Raw genomic sequence first — 15,817 nt, forward strand, 5'->3', positions numbered from 1 at the left:
CTCGGATTGCGCTTGAAAAGGGCGGCGGATGCCCAAGACGGCGGCGCCATGTCGGATTAGCGCACAGTCCTAGAAGCAGCGAAATTTATGACGAACACCCGCCGAATTTCGGTTCTGGAATGTGGGGTAGTGTTTGTCATTCATCGCAAAACAACAACGTTTTATCAAAATAGCGAACATGGAAAATATCAACCTCTCCAATTCGACCATGCTTGACGTCAGGAACTGGATTCAGGACAAGAAGCCCTATCGCGCTGCGACCGAGAAAGATTATCTGGCGCAAATCGAGCGTTGCCCGCGGATCTATAATGCAAATCGTCTGGAGGATATTTCGCCCAGCGTTGAAGCCTTTGCTGCGCGGTTCCAGAGAAATGACTTTCCTGCGGGCTTCAAGACGCCAGATGCCTATCGGGCCTGGCGCAGAAAGATGATCGCCATCCTCAAACGGTTTCATGGTGAGTTCGCGTCAAAGGCACAGCGCGCGGGTCGGAAAGACGGATGGGCGGATCTGTTGGACGTTTGCGTTTCCCTGCTTGAGATGAAGGGAGGCAGCAGCCTGCAGGGGCTTATCCCGATCCGGCTTCTGGCCGACGAGGCCCGAAAGGCCGATCAGCAACCCGACCAGCTGACCGAGCCATTCCTGACGGAACTCAGCGATGCGCTGCGCGGGACGCAGCGGAGATCGGTCGGAAATGCCATTCGGAACCTGGAGATCATGCGTCAGAACTCGCCGGCTCTCGACGCGCTGTTGCCACCCGGGCCTCTTCCTGATCTGGCCAAGGTTCGCCGCTCCGGGCAGGTGCCGCTGCCGGAATATCTGAAGGTTCAGCTTGATCGGCTGGTCGAGGACATGGGCGGGGGCGTTTATGATGAAATCCTTGACGAAAGCCTTGAAGGCAAGAGTCCGGCCACACTTCAGACGTATCGGGCCGCACTTGGTAAATATCTGGGTTCGGCCATGAAACTCGGCATGTTGGGACGGACATCCGGCATCACCGATGCGTTTACCAAGGATGTCTTTGTCTCCGTCTTGCGTGACTGGATCGCTGAAACGGATCCGGCCAGGAAAATTTCAGACCGTTCGATGAGGTCCTATGTCGGAAAACTGCGCGCCGCCGCGGTGCAGCTCAACGCCCCGATCATCCCGCTGATGGACAAGACCCTCAATGCGAACCGGAACATGCGCAAGGGCTTTGAAGATGGCAAACGTATGCCGGAGCATGTGCGGCTGTTCTGCAGCCGGTTGGTCCGGGACCGGCGCGCGGAGCTTACCTTCCTGTCGCTTCATACGCAGTTCCGGAAAAGGGCGCTTGCCCTGATCAACAAGCCTGACGCCGACACCTATGACGAGGAGCGCATCGTTCAGTTCGGAATGCTGGCGGCATTCTGTGCCATCGGCTTGTGGGGGGTGCCGCTTCGGCTCGGCAACCTGATCCGGTTGCGGCATCGGGGCGAAAATCCCACCCTGGTCCTCCCTTACGGGTCTCGCGACCGGGCTCATATTCTGATCAGCGCGCAAGACGTCAAGAACAGCAGGCCGATCCGAGCAGAGATCTCACAGGGTCCCACCCGCGGTCTTGAGGTTCTTCAATGGTATATCGACGAAATCCGGCCCCGCATCCCGTGGGCCGATCGGTCCCCTTTCCTGTTCCCGGGATATAGCGGCACCCTTATCGGCCAGAAAACCCCGGGGGATTGGCTGACCAACCACACCCGCGCAATCGGCCTGCCGATGACGCCCCACAATCTGCGGCACGGCCTGGCAACGCTGCACCTCAAATACCATCCCGGCGATTACGGCGGTGCCGCGAGGCTTCTGTGCAATACCCCGCAAACGGTGCGCCAGTATTACGCCTGGATCGATGAGGAGGCCGAAATGCGCAATGTCCAGCAGGAAGTCGCCAAGCTCGGAGGTTTCAGCGATGAGCTCTAATTCGTCGTGGGCCGGACAGCGCCGCGAAGATATCCGTGCCGTCCTCGCGCAGCCGCACTGGGACGGCATCCGCGATGTGGAGCGCATCGAAAGGATGGTCCGCAATGGCGAATTCACCTTGGCGGCGCTCCGGCGGCTGAACGCGATCATGCTGAATGCGCAGGACAAGGGGCGGGCCTTCGAAACGATGGCCGCGTTCACCGCCGGTTGGAGCAAGGCCGAGCTCTGGAACACCAGGGCTGCGATGTTTGCGATCTTTGAAAATGGGCCGTTGCTGCGGGAAATTGACAGGGTCATTGCAAATCATGGTCGCTCGGGTCGAAAGCCATATCCACGTCGTGCCCGACGGTTCTCGGTTTTTCCGGATGAGCTTCCAGGGCGTTGGCAGGCCGCATTCCGCGATATGGTGGCCGGATATCCCGGAGAGCATGGCACCGTTCCGTCGCCCGCAATGATCCTGACCATGAAGACCAAGGCCTGCGAAATCATCCGGGTTGCGCGAGATGCCGGCCTGGCGGAAGACCTCTCGATTCCTGCCGCCATCGCTTATGAGCGCTCGCTCGTGACGCGGGAAAAGCCGCTGAGCGCCAGGACCATCCTGTCGGCTATCCGCCAGATCCGCGACCTGGGGCGTTATATCGGTGCGGACGATGAGGTGCTTGGTCACCTCGCTTCCCGCATTCGCATCCATGAGAACAGGTCGCAGGGAGCGATTCCGCAGAAAGAGGCGAAGATCCAGACCTTGCCGGACTATTCCCAGATCTTCGGCATGGCGCTCGACATGCTCGGGCGTGCGGAGAGGGTCCGCAATGCGCGCTCGGCGCAGCGGCTGCGGAACATGGCGGTGGCGATCACCCTGTTCTCGCCGTTTCCGTTGCGCGCGGCGGACACCCAGCTGCGCTTCGGGGATCAGATTCTCTGGGACGGGGCCGAATACCGCTTCGACCTGATCGTTTCCAAGACCCAGCGGCGTTTCGTAGCCCCGGTCATCCCGGTCTTTGGCTGGTTCATCGATCAGCTTGTGCTGCAGGGTGGTGGGCCGGAGCACCTCGCCGATCTTCGTGCGGAGTGCTTCCAGCAGAACCGGCCGCTCTTCGTCAACTATGACGATAGCGCCGGGCACGAGCGCATGGTCAGCTATTACTGGAGCGAGGCATTGGGCACGGGCTGCCATGCGGCCAGAACCCATCTGCATGACGCATTCGGACGTCTCGGCAGCCGTGGCGTGGAACTTGCCATGCGGGCCTGCGGCCAGAGGTCCGAGCGGACCGCGGAGGCCTACAGGACCCGCGCTTTCGAGATTCTCACCCGTGAGCGCGCGCACAGCGATATGGCCGGTGCCATCATGGACGCGGAATGGCGGGAGTTCTTTGGCGACGACACCTGATGCGGGTGCGCCTGAAGACGCCATCCTGACGACTTGCCCGGGGCACATATCAGCTACGCCGATCAGCGCCATGAATTCTGTCTCTCTCAGAATCCTGATCGGGTGGCCCGCCGCCCGCATTGCTTCGGCCCTGTGGTGCTTGCTGCTTTTGGTGTGGCCGAAAACGCCACCTCGTGGCAGACGTCACACCTTGCGGCAGTAAGCCCGGATCAACCAGCGATGCAAGCGGTTAGCTGAAATCCCGACAAACCAGAACAGGCTCATGTGGTATGGGCGGTGAGGTTAGCGCGTTCCGTCCTCGCAAAAATCCCGAAGCCTATGACAAACGGATTCACCGCACCGTCCAGTGGGATCATGTCTTCCATGGCTCCCCATCGCCAAGGTCCAGTGGCTACTCCAGATATTCCTGCGTTGTATTAAAACCGTCGTGATAACCTGGGATCCGTGGCTCTGACCGTCGCCAGCATGATGGCGGGCCAAGGCAACAGCACTGGTCAAGCGCGTATAGTCGTCTACAGGTTCAGAGCAATCGGTCCCGGGCCTTCTTCATCCAAATATCAGTCCATCTTGCCGAGAAAATTCTACGTTCGCGTCCCCTAAACCATGGGAAGAACACCTTCCCAAGGATCCGCACAGGGCTATCCGGTCCGATAAGTATGCCTTTCCCGCGTCCATTGTTTACAACGCATTGACGATGTTGGCCATGATCATTCCGCGCGACTGGGAATGATGCCCCTTGCCCTCCCTCTCCTGCGATCAGATCAATACGCGGTTGTCAGGTGTCACATTCACCTTGCTCTTGTCACAGTGCTGGGCATGAGTTGTGTAGGCACGCCGCCCTGGCGCTGCAAAAGGCCCCGGACTTCGTCCGCCGGTGGGATGTATTCGCTTCCGATCGCCGGATACCGGCCAAACACCGTCAGTCCATCAATTCCGTATGCCAGTTCGCCTCCTGAATTCGAGAATCGAGATCACGCAATTCCTTCGCCAGCGCATCGGCGGTCTTCTGTATCTCCGCAACCGATATCATTGGACGCCAGCGCACCTCGCTGCGGCTGCCGATCATCCATGTCGGTGTGGCTTCCTCGGCAAGATCCCGATATGCGCCCTGCCGCAGCCGCAGCACGTCGCGGGCGGCCAGCGCATCGGTCAGGGCGCCGCTGTCGAAGGCCGCCCGACTGTTGGTGCGGTTGATCCGGGCGATCATCCGCTGAAGATCGGCAGCAAGGCGGTCATGCTCGACCAGAAGGCTAGCCGGATCCTCGGCAGGTTCATCTCCTTCCTGGACCTTGGCGTTGCGCAGCAACCTGGCTTTCAACTGTTCCAGACGCTTTGTCATATCGCTGCGCTGAACCAGCGCTTCGGCAAGTTTCATGTTCATCTCCTCATATTCGGCGTTGCCTGCGAGGGCGTTCCGCCGGGGTGATTCTTCTGCTGTCCACTCTGTTCTAACCACCTCATACGTCAGTTTCGGACGTAGCTTGTGGCCTTGCTCTTTATCTTGTGCCACGCATTGCGATATTGATCCCTCACCAGTCGAAGGAACCGCGCATGGCCCATTTCTTCACCGCCGATACCCATTTCGCCGATGACCCTGTGCGGCGCTTTTTCGGCCGGCCCTTTGCTTCGGCGGCGGCAATGGATGCCGCGATGATCGCGCACGCTGCCGTGGTCGGGGCCGATGACGACCTGTGGATCATCGGCGATTTCGCGTCCTGCGAAACCGAGGCGGGACGCATGGCCGCACAGGCCGCCTTCGCCGCGCTGCCCGGGCGCAAGCATCTGGTGCGCGGCAACCACGATCCCGACTGGCTGATCGAATCTCTGCCCTGGGCCTCGGTCCACGATCTGGTCGAGGTCGCTGTTGGTGATCGCCGCTTCGTCCTGTGTCACTATCCGCTCGTCACCTGGAACGGCATCCGGGCGGGAACAGTGCAACTGTTCGGCCATGTCCACACCCGCTGGCGCGGTGCCGAGGGGCAGGTGAATGTCGGCGTCGATCAGTGGGATTTCGCGCCGGTCACCCCGGATCAGGCGGAACTGGAGGCGCTGATGCTGCCGCCATCGGATTTGCAGCGGATGGCCGAGGGGACGCAGGTGTAAAGATATCACGTGACCGGCCAAGACGGTGTTGTGGACAATGCACCGCTGCAGGGTCCGCCATATTGTCTTCGGTCATTCCGTCTTAGCCCCTGATTCTATGGCCTGACCCGACCACTCAGCCAATTCCAGCCATCCGTGATCCACCCAGAACACGGCCACTCCCTTCAACAGGTGTCCCGGCAGCATCTGCTCCACCAGCCGCGCATAGGCTGAAAGCTGCGACCAATAAGAGCCCAGACCATCGCCCAAGCCGCCGGATTTATGGTCGATCAGCAGGCAGCCCTCGGGACCAAGGGCCAGAAGATCTATCGTGCCGGGAATCTCGGCGCCGTCGGGCGTGTGGCCTAGGATCGGGATTTCGCAACGCAGATCGGTATAGCCCTGCGCGGCAAGCCATAATTTCAGCGCCTTGGCGCGTTCAGCGACAAGTTCCAGCGTGGCCTCATCGAGATCGGTGGCCGCGGGAAGCGCCGCCGCCAGATCGGGCCGCGCAAGACAGGTGTGCAGCGCCAGGTGCAAGCCCGTGCCTCGCATTGCCGTATTCAACGCAGGCGGCCAGGATGGCCCGAGGGCGATGGTTTGGCTGGCCGGGGCCGAACCAGCAACCGGCGCCTGCGAGGGCTGCAATCGCCACGGCGTCAGCGGAGTCGAAGGCTTGGGCGCGTCGGCACCGAAGCGTGGCTGGAGGGCGGTCTCGCCCTTGCCATATTCCGTGAAACCCGCTTGCTCAGGCAGAATGGTGATCGTCGCCGGACAATCGACCTTGCCGACCTGCAACTTGCCATCGGCAGGCTTCGGCGCGCATCCATCCTCGAAGATGTGGAACAGGCAAGTGGCCTCGGGCGCATCCTCGTCGCGGTCTTTCAGGAAAGCCGGCCATTCCAGCACCAGCCGGTCACGGGCACGGGTCAGCGCGACATAAAGAAGGTTGCGCGCATTGGCCTCGAAATCCTCGCGCCGGTCCTCGATGAAGCGGCGCTGCGCCTCGGGGACGGCGAAGGTCGGGGTGTGGATCAGCCGGGCCGAGGCCAGGACGGCGGCCATGTCGTCGATCCGGTCCAACGCCTCGAACCGCACCGAAGTGGTGCCGGGGCGTTCCTCGATACGATTGTCGAACTCGGCAACCACGGTGATCGGCCATTCGCGACCTTTCGAGGCGTGCCAGGTGACGATCTCGACTGCCTCGGCACTGTCGACCGAGGGATCGGGGCGGCGGTCGAAATCACGCTCACCCGCACGGGCTTCGAGCCAGCCAAGAAACACCTTCGCCGTTTCTCCATGAAAACCCGAGGCGGCCTTGAGGTCGCGGTGTGCCGCCTCGAAAGCTTCTGCCTCAGCTTCCAGCCGCAAAAGATCGGCGCGGGCCTGCGTGGCATCGGGCAGGCGCTCGGCCCAGATACGGATACCCGATGCCTCCAACACCAGTTCTAGCGCCGAGGAAACCGGCAAGCGGGCGAGGCGATCGGACAGCCCCGCCAGCCGCATCAGCGCCGGATCGTCAGCCAACCGTCCGTCGATCTGCAACGCAAGCGCCTCTTGCAGAGGCAAGGGATCGGGGCCGAGGCTGCGCAGGACCAGCCCCGCATGGATATCCGCGGGATTTGCCGCGTAGAACAGGGCCGCGCGGGCGGCCTGCACGACCGGGCTGGCGGACCAGCCATCCTCGGCGATGCGGACCGGAACGCCCCGAGCGCGCAATTCCTCGGCATAGCGAGCGGCAGTCGTGTGTCGGCAGACCAGTAGCGCGATATCCGAAGGTCGGGCCTTTCGGGAGGCCCTGGTATGGCGATCGGTGACGGTTTCGCCCTTTTTCAGAATGCGGGCGATGCGTTCGGCGACATGCTCATGCGGCTTGGAATATTTCCGCACGCCCCGGCCTTGACTGGCATGAAGGATTTCCAGCGCCGGGCCTTCGACCGGATCGCGGGTCGCCACCAGCGGGTTATAGGCTGCGCCGAACAGGCCCACCCCCGTGGCGTTGACGAATTGCATGATCGCTGGGGTCGAGCGCCAGTTGCGATCGAGGGGCTGCGTTGCTTGCGGGTTCGCCGCTGCCAATGCCTGCGACAGGCGCCGATCGGCCCCTTGGAAACCCATGATCGACTGCTTGACGTCGCCAACCAGCAGGGTGCGCGGCGCATACTGGCCAAGCTGCCACAGAAGCGCGAACTGCACAGGGTTGGTATCCTGAAATTCGTCGATGATGACGCAATCGATTTCGTCCATAACCGCCTGCCGCACGGCGGAGTCGGTGCGCAGAAGCTGCTCGGCGCCGGTGATCATGTCGGCGAAGTCGATCAGGCCCAGGGATTTCTTGCGCGCCTCATAAGCTTCCATCACTTCCTGCGCGCAGGCAATCAGGCATTCCAGATGCAGTTTCGCATCTGCAAGCGGGCCGGGATGCTGCGGCAGGACATCGGCAGCCGCCATGATTGTTTCGGCCAGTTCGTCATAGCCGGCGGGCGTCTTCGTGCGGCTGTTCGAGACGGTCAGACCGCGCAACGACTGCCAGAGCGTCCAATCGCGATCCAGCAATTCCGGGTCGCGCTGCACGCGCCGAAACAGCGCAAGGTTCTTTTCAAGCGCCTCGCGCGGTCCCTTGGCGGCAACCGTGGCCATGCCGCCTTCTGGAAACCGAACCAGCATTGCCGCCACCGCCTTTTCCAGCGCCAGGCGGGCGGCAGCGAGATCGTCCAGCGGTTTGCCATAAATTCCGTCCAACCGCGCCAACGCAGGCGCGATCAGGCCGGGATCGCGTCCCTTGTCACCCAGCCCGCGCAAGAGGTCGATCATCGACAGAACCCGGTTGCGCAGGCTGTCCTCGACCGTCTCGCCTTTCTGCTGGTTGGCGGCATAGCCGAACCGTTCGGGCTCGGCCTTGATCGGGTCCAGCGCTTTCGCCTGGGCCAGCGCCTGCCGGATCAAAAGATCGCGCTCGGCATCGCCGAGGTGGCGCGGCTGGGGCGAGGCCCCCGCGGCCAGTGCATGTTCGGTCAGCAACCGCAGCCCCAGGCCGTGGATGGTCGAGACGTAAGCCTGCTCTACCGCCATGGCCTCGGCAACCAGCCCCTCGGCCAGCAGCCCGGCCCGGATCCGCTCTCGCAACTCGCTGGCTGCGGCCTCGGTGAAGGTCACGGCAAGGATCCGCTCGGGGCGGACCAGCTTGCGCCTGACCCAGTCAGCCAGCGTTTCCTTGATCCTGTGCGTTTTTCCCGCCCCCGCACCGGCGGGAACGATTACCAAACCTTCGTCCATCGTCATTCCTCGGCAACCTCTCGGATGAAGGCCCGGACCAGGGGCGAGCCGTCCACCAGCCGATAGGGAGTGAAGCCGGCCTCCTTGCGGAAAAAGCCCTCGTCGGCTGCGGTGTTCAGCGTGACGCGCCCGGCGCCAAGATCGGCCAGCCGTTCCTTCAACTGCGCGACCGCACCCTGATTGACCGCGTCCCCCATGTCGCGGGCGGGCGAGCCCTCGGCCGGCGCAAGCCCCGAGGTCAGCAACCCGCCGTCATTCATCAGATGATAGCCAACGGCGACCTTGCGGTTGATCAGCGGGTCCATCCCGTCGCCCTCGGCCCGGATCGGGCGGGCGATCATGTCGCGATAAAGCCCGGTCTGAAGATCCCAACCGGCCTCCATCCGCCTGCGCCGGCCTGCGGTGCCGCTTTTCTTGCGATCGACCACAAGCAGGCTGCCGTCGACCAGTTCCAGGATCGCGTCGGCCTTGCCATGCAGGCGGATGCCATGCGCCTCTCCGCGCAGCCAGATCTCGTTGCCGATGATCTTCGCGCCAAGCGCCAGGAGATGCTCGCGCCAGCGCAGGGCGGATTGCAGGATATCGCGCTCCAGCCCCCGGCGCTCCATCTCCCACGAGGCGCTGCGCAGGAAACCCGCGTGACGGGTCAGCGCGCGGTCACAGGCGTCGGGGACGGCTTCGAGCAGAGCTTCGGATGTCGGTAACTCCTCACCCGGCGGAAAGACGTGTTCAAAGACATCATGGGCGATATTGCCCTTTGCCATGACGTCCAGATCCTCGGCGCACCATGACATGTCGCCGGCGCCCAATTCGTCCAGCAGCCATGCCAGCGGGCTGACGATCAGCACCTCCAACCGGCTTGGCGATTGCGGCTTCGCCGTGCCGTCATCCTCGCGCCGAAGCGAGAGCAGATCACGGCCGGGAAAGGTCAGCGCCTTGGGTAGTTCGGGGGCCTCGGGAACGGGGGCAGGGCGTGATGCGCCACCGGCCAGGCGTGCGGCGGCAGGCGAGACAGGTCGATGATCAGGTCCGTCGCGTCCGTCACATCCTCGATGGTGCGCGCCACCAGGGACAGCCCCGCCGAGGGGGCCAGCCGTGCCCCGGCAAGATCGCGCCACGGGACCAGAAAGGTCACGCTGCCTCTGGTGGCCTGAAGCTGCTGGTCAAGCAGCGACAGGCTGCGGGCCAGCCCCTCGGCCCGGCCTCGCAGTTGCAGGCTGGTGGCGGCACGGATCGCTGCGATCTCGCTGTCCAGAAACAGCGGATTGGCGCGCGGTCGGGCGGGATAAAGCCCCTCGGTGAAATCCGCGACGATCAGATGCCGGCAGGGCCGCCACGGGCTTTCCTGCGCAAGCCAGAGGCTGACGCCTTCCAGGTTGCGGACCGGCTCGGGCATCATGGGCGGCATCACCTGCACGCTGCGCAGGATCACCTCCCAATCCGGACTGCCCTCGCCCATCGGGATCGGCAACCGGGCGCGCAAGGCTGTGCCTTCGGGCAGGCGCTCGCAAATCCGGTCGATCAGGAAGCGCAACTGCGGCAGGCTGGAAGCCGAGGCGCGGATGTCATCCCATAACGCTTTGTGGTCGGGAAACGGGTCGAGGCTACGGCCACGGAAATCGCCGTCCATCAGGGCCTCGGCCAGGTCTCGGCCCGTCTGCGCGCTCCACGGCATCAGCGGCGACAGAGCAAGGCTGGCCACCACCATTGCAGGCGTCGGCGTGCGTTTTGCCAGCAGCAGATGCAGCGCCGCCTCGCCCAGCGTGTCACGTTCCGGCAAGCTGGCGGGCAGGCCCGACAGCGGCACACCCTGGGCGGCAAAGGCGCGGGCAAGCTGCCGCGGATCGCCCGCCGTCATCACCGCGATTTCCCGCGCGGGGCAACCGCCCCCGATCAATGCGCGGGCGCGGGCAGCGGCGAAATCGGCGCAAGAGGCCGGATCGCGCAAGCCGAAGAACGCCAGACTGTCATCGGCTGGCGCGGCGTGGATTTGCGGGACGGTCAGCCCGGCTTGCAGCGCATAAAGGCGCGTGCCCTCGGGTGCCGACCGATCGGCCGGGGTCGCCGGAACCGAGCCGAACTCATCCCGCAGCCGGTCGTAAAGCGCCCGCATGGATGCCGGGGCCAACGGGTCAAGCGAACCCTCGACCACCGGCAAGGGGCCAAGAAACCGCCCATGCGGCAGATGCAGCACATGGCGCACCGGAGCAAGCCCCTCTGGCAAAGCATCCCCCATCCGCCGCCAGAGATTTACCAGCGCCGAAACGTGACGCCTTGCCCGCCCGTCAGGCAAGGCGTCGATCTGCGGCACCCGCAGGTCAGGCGTGGCAAGCACCAGATCCTCCAGCGCCAAGACTACCGCCGAGATCGTCTCTACCGGCGCATTGGCCGTGCTTTCCGCCCAGACCGGATCGGGCGAGGCCGCAATCACCCGCCCCGGCGCCCATTCGGAGGGCCGAGGCGCAAGCGAAAGCTCGGCGAGGCGCGTATCGGTCAGGCGATAATGCAGGCCGGAATGAGGGTCGGCGGTGAGGAAGGGGTAATGCATGGCGTTACTAGCTGGACTAACTGTCTAAAATGGCGCAAATCCCAAACGCTGCTGGCCAATGATAATCTGTCCATCCACGTGGGATATCAACATCATTCCGAGCATATATCGCATGATATACATCTTCACATATTTCATCGGAAAGTGCTTTCATGTTTTCTTTCAGGGCGGCAGTCTCGTCGTGGATCAACTTTGCTCGTCGACCAGGAGCATCGCGCCCACGTCGTTCAGGTGCATCTGATTCTATGTGGCCCGAGAAGAAAACGACTGATGCCATGCTGACGCCGAAGCCATGTGCCACATCCCGGCATTGCCTCGCGTTGCTCATGGCATCCTTCACCGAGCTGGCCAGAAATGAGTGGCGGAAAGAATAGTTCGAGTTTTGAGAGAGAGTGAATGCTCGCCTTTTTGCCTCGATCCAGTATACTTTATTGTCAAACTGGATTTCTATATCCATTCGACCCGCATATGATCTGGGGCGCCCCCTTGTCCCTGTATAGGACTTTTTCTCTACATCCATTTCGCATATGGCCGGGTAGCCGTTCATCCAGGCGGCTGCAGATAAAAGAGCAGAGTTTGAGTTCTCAACATACCACGCAGGAAGGTCGTCGTTGTGCTCGTAGTATCGATTGTTTAATTCACTCCATGTGTCGACTGTTTTCCTCCATCCGGCAGGAAAGTTATTTACAATTCTTTCAAAACTCATGACGGGTCTCTTTTTTCCTATGTGAATCAGTCCGTAACGATTTTTTTAGCAATCGGCAACCTCCACCTTATCCCCCCACCTATACAGATACCAATTCATTTCCTGCCGCCCTCCGGCACGGAATCGCACCATCAGCGACCCATCCGCCAACCTCTCCACCTCCTGCTTTGGATGGAACTGATATGTCGCGGCCTCCTCCGCCACTTCCGGCAAGAATCGCCATTCCACGTCGAAAGGATCTTCGCGCCAGATGCCAAAACTCTCTGACAGCCAGTCCTGCAAATCGAAACCCTCGGGTCGTTCATAGGCATCCGGCTCAATCGCAATCCGCTCGAAACCGGCCAATGCGAACAGGCGCAAATCCTCCTGATATTCGCTCCAGGCCAGCAGATATTGCCGCCCGTCGCCGAACAGCAGCGCGATCGGCCCTAGCCGGGTATCGCGCGACAGTTTTCCCGAACTGCGCGCCCGGTGATCGGCGCTGATCATGACGCCCGCCAGAATTGCTTCGCGTAGCGCCGACAATATCTCGGGGGCGATCCTTTCGCGCGGGCCGGGACGGAAGGCGACGCCGTCGGCCATCAGTTGCGCTTCCAGGTCGGGGGCCAAGCGGTTGCGGCGCGGGCCGGTCAGTTGCGCGCGAATCTTGGCCAGCAGCCGTTCCAGCACCTCGGCGGTGGGCAGGTCGCCCTCGCGCCGGACCAGCGCCAGCGCGCGGTGGGCGGCGGCCAGTTCGTCCAGCGTCGCCTCCTCCATCCGGCCAAGCGATCCGGGCGGAAAGCGCCAGCGTTTCTGGCCGCGCTCCTCGATCAACTCCTCAAGCTGGGGATAGACGTTCAGCACCGCGTCGCGCATCCGCTCGGCCGTGCGGCGGGCGACGCCGAATTCCATCTCGATATCGGTCAGCGAGACGCCTTCGGCCGAGCCTTGCATCATCAGCGCCAGCCGCAGAAGATCCTCGTGCCGTGCATATCGCGTCATCGCCGCCCCCTTTGCGTTTTTTGCAAGGTGACCCGAGGGTTGCATGGGGTCAACGGCCAAACCCAATGGGCCGGGGCGCTCCCTCCTTAGCCTCGACCTCGCGGGCAAGCTGGGTGAGGATCTTGTGAGGGTCGGTTTCCGCCAGCGCGCGCATCCGGCGGGCGACATTGGCGAAATCGCCGGGCGTCAGCCGGTCCAGCGCCAGCAGCCCCGCCGGGGCCTCGCCGCCGAAATGCGCGCTCCAGGCCAGCGGCAGCTGCGCGGGCGTCAGCCAGTCGAAACGGATGCGGAAGGTGAAGCGGCGCTGCGTCGCCGGGTCCAGCTTTTCGACGAAGTTCGTCGTGCAGACGAAGGGCAGCGGGTGGCTTTCCATCCAGGTCAGCATCTCGTTGACCTGGCTGACCTCCCAATTCCGCTCTGCGCTGCGGCGGTCAGAGAGCAGGCTGTCGGCCTCGTCGAAGATCAGCAGCGCGCCGTCTGCGCGGGCTTCGGCAAAGGCGCGGGCGATGTTCTGCTCGGTGCCACCGACCCACATCGACATCAGGTCCGAGGCGCGCTTTTCGATCACCGGCAGGCCCATGACGCGGGCCAGATGGCAGGCCCATGCGCTTTTGCCCGTCCCTGCCGGACCTTCCAGACAGAAGGACACGCGCTGCGAGGCGTCGGGGTGCGATAGCCGCCCCTCCAGCCGGGTCAGGTCGGTGTCGGCATTGGCGAGGCCCGGCTGCCGATGGCACTTCGCCGTGATGTTTCGGCGCGGGATCGGTGCCGCCATTCGCCAGCCGCGAGGCCGCGCCAAGAACCCGCCCGACAACCCTCTCGCCGCCGTCGCAAAGCCGCGCCACCCGCATCGCATCCGAGACCAGCGCCGGTGCAAGGTCATGCGTCTCGGCCAGATGAGACAGGGCTTCGGGGGCGATGCCCGAGGCATGGCGGGCCTCGAGCCGCTGCCAGATCCGGCTGCGCACCTTGCCCGAGGGCCGGCGCATCTGCACCGAATAGGTCATCCGGCGCAGGAAGGCCGGGTCGCAGGCGCTGACCGAATTGGTGGTCCAGATGGTCGGGACCGGGTTGGTTTCCAGCAGGCGGTTGCTATGGACCTTCGAGGGCTGGCTATGGCCGAGGAACAGCATTGCCCCGCCGATCAGGTCTTCCATTTCGTCGAACAGCAGCACCGTGTCGCGCAGCGCGCCCAGCATTCGCCCGGCGATGCCAAGCTCGGTCAGGCGTTCCCGGCGCGATGGCTCGTCGCCGCTCTCATCCGTCTCGCCGATGGCCCGCAGATGCGCGCCGACCTCGCGCGCCAGAACCTTGGCGAATTCGGTCTTGCCGGTGCCGGGCGGACCATAAAGCAGGATGTTCACCCCCGGTGTGCCTGCCGCCAGCGCGCGGGCCAGCAGGTCACGCATGAAATCGGCGTCCCGGCCCAGCCCCTCGAAATCCTGCCATTCTGCCTCGGGCGCGGGGGCCGATGGGAACATCAGCGCGATCAGCCCGTCCAGATCCTCGACCTCGGCCAGCATGGCCGCGCACAGCCGGTCGCTGATCTCATAGGGCGGGTTGCGGTCATAATGGCGCCGTTCGTATTGCAGCAGCCCCGAAGACCGAAGCCGCTGATCCGCCCTCAGCGCGACCCGAACCGCCGTTTCGTCGCAATCGCAGAACTGGGCCAAGAGCAGGGGCAGCGTAACCTCTTTCGTCTCGATTGCCCCGTCCACGACATGTTCGAAACCGTCGAAGAGCTTGTAGGAGACGACGAAGCAGAGGATGCGCACTTCCAGCGCCGACAGCCCGAAATGGGCGCCAAGCCGGGCGGCATTCGCCAGCACCTGCGCTCCCTCGCCGCCACCCGCGTCCGGCACCAGGCTGTAGGCCAGATCACGGATCTTGTTCCACCAGATCGCGCCGGGCTTGGTCTTGGGACGCTCGGGGCATTCGACCTCGGTCAGGTGTTCCAGCCAGCCGGGCAATTCCTTCGCGATCCGACTGGACGGACCGAAGCGCCCGGCAAGACGCGCGACCAGGTCGAGGGCAAGATATTGTTCGTGACGCATGTCTTTCTCCGTCGTTGGAGGCAGCAATAAACAGGCGATGCGTCAGATTCGGACGTAGCTGTCCAGCATATCGGGATTGCGCGATCCGACGGGCTGGCGTATATACAAATGAGAATACGGATACGGAGATCCCGATGATCGAAACGAAAATCCGCAAGGTCGGCAATTCCGCCGTCATGACGCTGACGACCGAGATGCTGGCCATTCTCGACGCGAAAGAGGGCGACAGTCTGTTCGTCCTGCGCGGGGATGACGGCAGCCTGAAGATCGCGGCGCATGATCCCACCCTTGCCGAGGCACTGGCCGCAGCCGAAGTGGTCATGGACGAAAACCGCGACCTGCTTCAGGCGCTGGCGTGAATCCGGCTTGGGTTCCGCTGAGAGCGATCGTCATTATCCACGACCGGCAGATCTCGCGCCACGGTGGGGCGGCGGGGATGCGCGACGCGGGGCTGCTGGAAACGGGCTGCGCCCGTCCCATGAACCTCGCTGCCTATGACGAGGCGGATCACGCCGCCCTTGCCGCCGCCTATGCCTTCGGGATCGCGAAGGCGCATGCCTTCGTTGATGGCAACAAGCGAACGGCCTTCGTGACGGCGCTGACCTTCCTGCGCCTGAACGGCCACGGCTTCCATCCGGACCCTGCCGAGGGCGTCAGGATGATGGAAGACCTCGCCAGCGGAAAGGTCAGCGAAGCAGGGTTCGCCGCATGGCTGCGGCGCGGGATCGTCGCGATCTGAGGGCGGAGCGCATGAGGTCGTCGGGCTTGCCGTTACTGCAGAAACAAATTGCTTTTCATGCCCACACTATCGCGCGAAGCCTGCATTTGCGCGCACCAATCCATGACGAGA

Annotated in this window: 12 protein-coding genes and 1 pseudogene; 5 read left to right on the top strand and 8 right to left on the bottom strand. The window is 63.3% G+C overall.

What is annotated here, in order from left to right; translation table 11 throughout:
* Positions 1-133 precede the first annotated feature (133 nt).
* Positions 134-1,933, top strand: coding sequence for a hypothetical protein (locus PE067_RS20785; RefSeq protein WP_276191681.1), 1,800 nt, complete (start codon positions 134-136; stop codon positions 1,931-1,933).
* Positions 1,923-3,320, top strand: a complete 1,398-nt coding sequence (locus PE067_RS20790; protein WP_276191682.1) for a hypothetical protein — start codon at positions 1,923-1,925, stop codon at positions 3,318-3,320. Before PE067_RS20785 ends, PE067_RS20790 begins: the two co-directional genes overlap by 11 nt.
* 919 nt (positions 3,321-4,239) lie before the next feature.
* Here the strand turns inward: PE067_RS20790 and PE067_RS20795 are convergent.
* The gene (locus PE067_RS20795; protein WP_276191683.1) at positions 4,240-4,830 is read right to left on the bottom strand and encodes a DIP1984 family protein; all 591 of its coding nucleotides are present in this window, start codon (positions 4,828-4,830) and stop codon (positions 4,240-4,242) included.
* Between the two features lie 41 nt (positions 4,831-4,871).
* Here PE067_RS20795 and PE067_RS20800 point away from each other — a divergent pair, with 41 nt between their 5' ends.
* Positions 4,872-5,423 carry a metallophosphoesterase gene (locus PE067_RS20800; protein ID WP_276191685.1) on the top strand — a complete coding sequence of 184 codons (552 nt, stop codon included), beginning with the start codon at positions 4,872-4,874 and terminating at the stop codon, positions 5,421-5,423.
* Between the two features lie 72 nt (positions 5,424-5,495).
* Here PE067_RS20800 and PE067_RS20805 read toward each other — a convergent pair whose 3' ends face one another.
* The 7 genes and pseudogenes from PE067_RS20805 to PE067_RS22055 form a co-directional block, all read right to left on the bottom strand.
* Positions 5,496-8,684 (bottom strand): UvrD-helicase domain-containing protein, encoded by a 3,189-nt coding sequence (locus PE067_RS20805; RefSeq protein ID WP_276191686.1) that lies wholly within the window; start codon positions 8,682-8,684, stop codon positions 5,496-5,498.
* Positions 8,681-9,526 carry a PD-(D/E)XK nuclease family protein gene (locus tag PE067_RS20810; protein WP_276191687.1) on the bottom strand — a complete coding sequence of 282 codons (846 nt, stop codon included), beginning with the start codon at positions 9,524-9,526 and terminating at the stop codon, positions 8,681-8,683. Before PE067_RS20810 ends, PE067_RS20805 begins: the two co-directional genes overlap by 4 nt.
* 80 nt (positions 9,527-9,606) lie before the next feature.
* Entirely contained in the window at positions 9,607-11,226 is a 1,620-nt protein-coding gene (locus PE067_RS20815; RefSeq protein ID WP_276191688.1) for a hypothetical protein, read from the bottom strand.
* A gap of 16 nt (positions 11,227-11,242) precedes the next feature.
* The gene (locus tag PE067_RS20820) at positions 11,243-11,932 is read right to left on the bottom strand and encodes a hypothetical protein (protein ID WP_276191689.1); all 690 of its coding nucleotides are present in this window, start codon (positions 11,930-11,932) and stop codon (positions 11,243-11,245) included.
* Positions 11,933-11,977: 45 nt separating this feature from the next.
* Positions 11,978-12,913, bottom strand: coding sequence for a WYL domain-containing protein (locus PE067_RS20825; protein ID WP_276191690.1), 936 nt, complete (start codon positions 12,911-12,913; stop codon positions 11,978-11,980).
* A gap of 49 nt (positions 12,914-12,962) precedes the next feature.
* Entirely contained in the window at positions 12,963-13,844 is an 882-nt protein-coding gene (locus PE067_RS22050; RefSeq protein WP_346429754.1) for an ATP-binding protein, read from the bottom strand.
* Positions 13,845-13,911: 67 nt separating this feature from the next.
* A pseudogene (locus PE067_RS22055) lies at positions 13,912-14,967 on the bottom strand (AAA family ATPase); the annotation flags it as partial.
* 134 nt (positions 14,968-15,101) lie between these two features.
* Here PE067_RS22055 and PE067_RS20840 point away from each other — a divergent pair.
* Complete coding sequence (locus tag PE067_RS20840) at positions 15,102-15,326, top strand: transcriptional regulator/antitoxin MazE (protein ID WP_276191692.1); 225 nt, start codon at positions 15,102-15,104, stop codon at positions 15,324-15,326.
* Complete coding sequence (locus PE067_RS20845; RefSeq protein ID WP_276191693.1) at positions 15,323-15,706, top strand: type II toxin-antitoxin system death-on-curing family toxin; 384 nt, start codon at positions 15,323-15,325, stop codon at positions 15,704-15,706. The genes PE067_RS20840 and PE067_RS20845 overlap by 4 nt, the downstream gene beginning before the upstream one ends.
* The last annotated feature ends 111 nt before the right edge of the window (positions 15,707-15,817 follow it).

The organism is Paracoccus sp. DMF-8, from assembly GCF_029309835.1.
GTDB lineage: Bacteria > Pseudomonadota > Alphaproteobacteria > Rhodobacterales > Rhodobacteraceae > Paracoccus.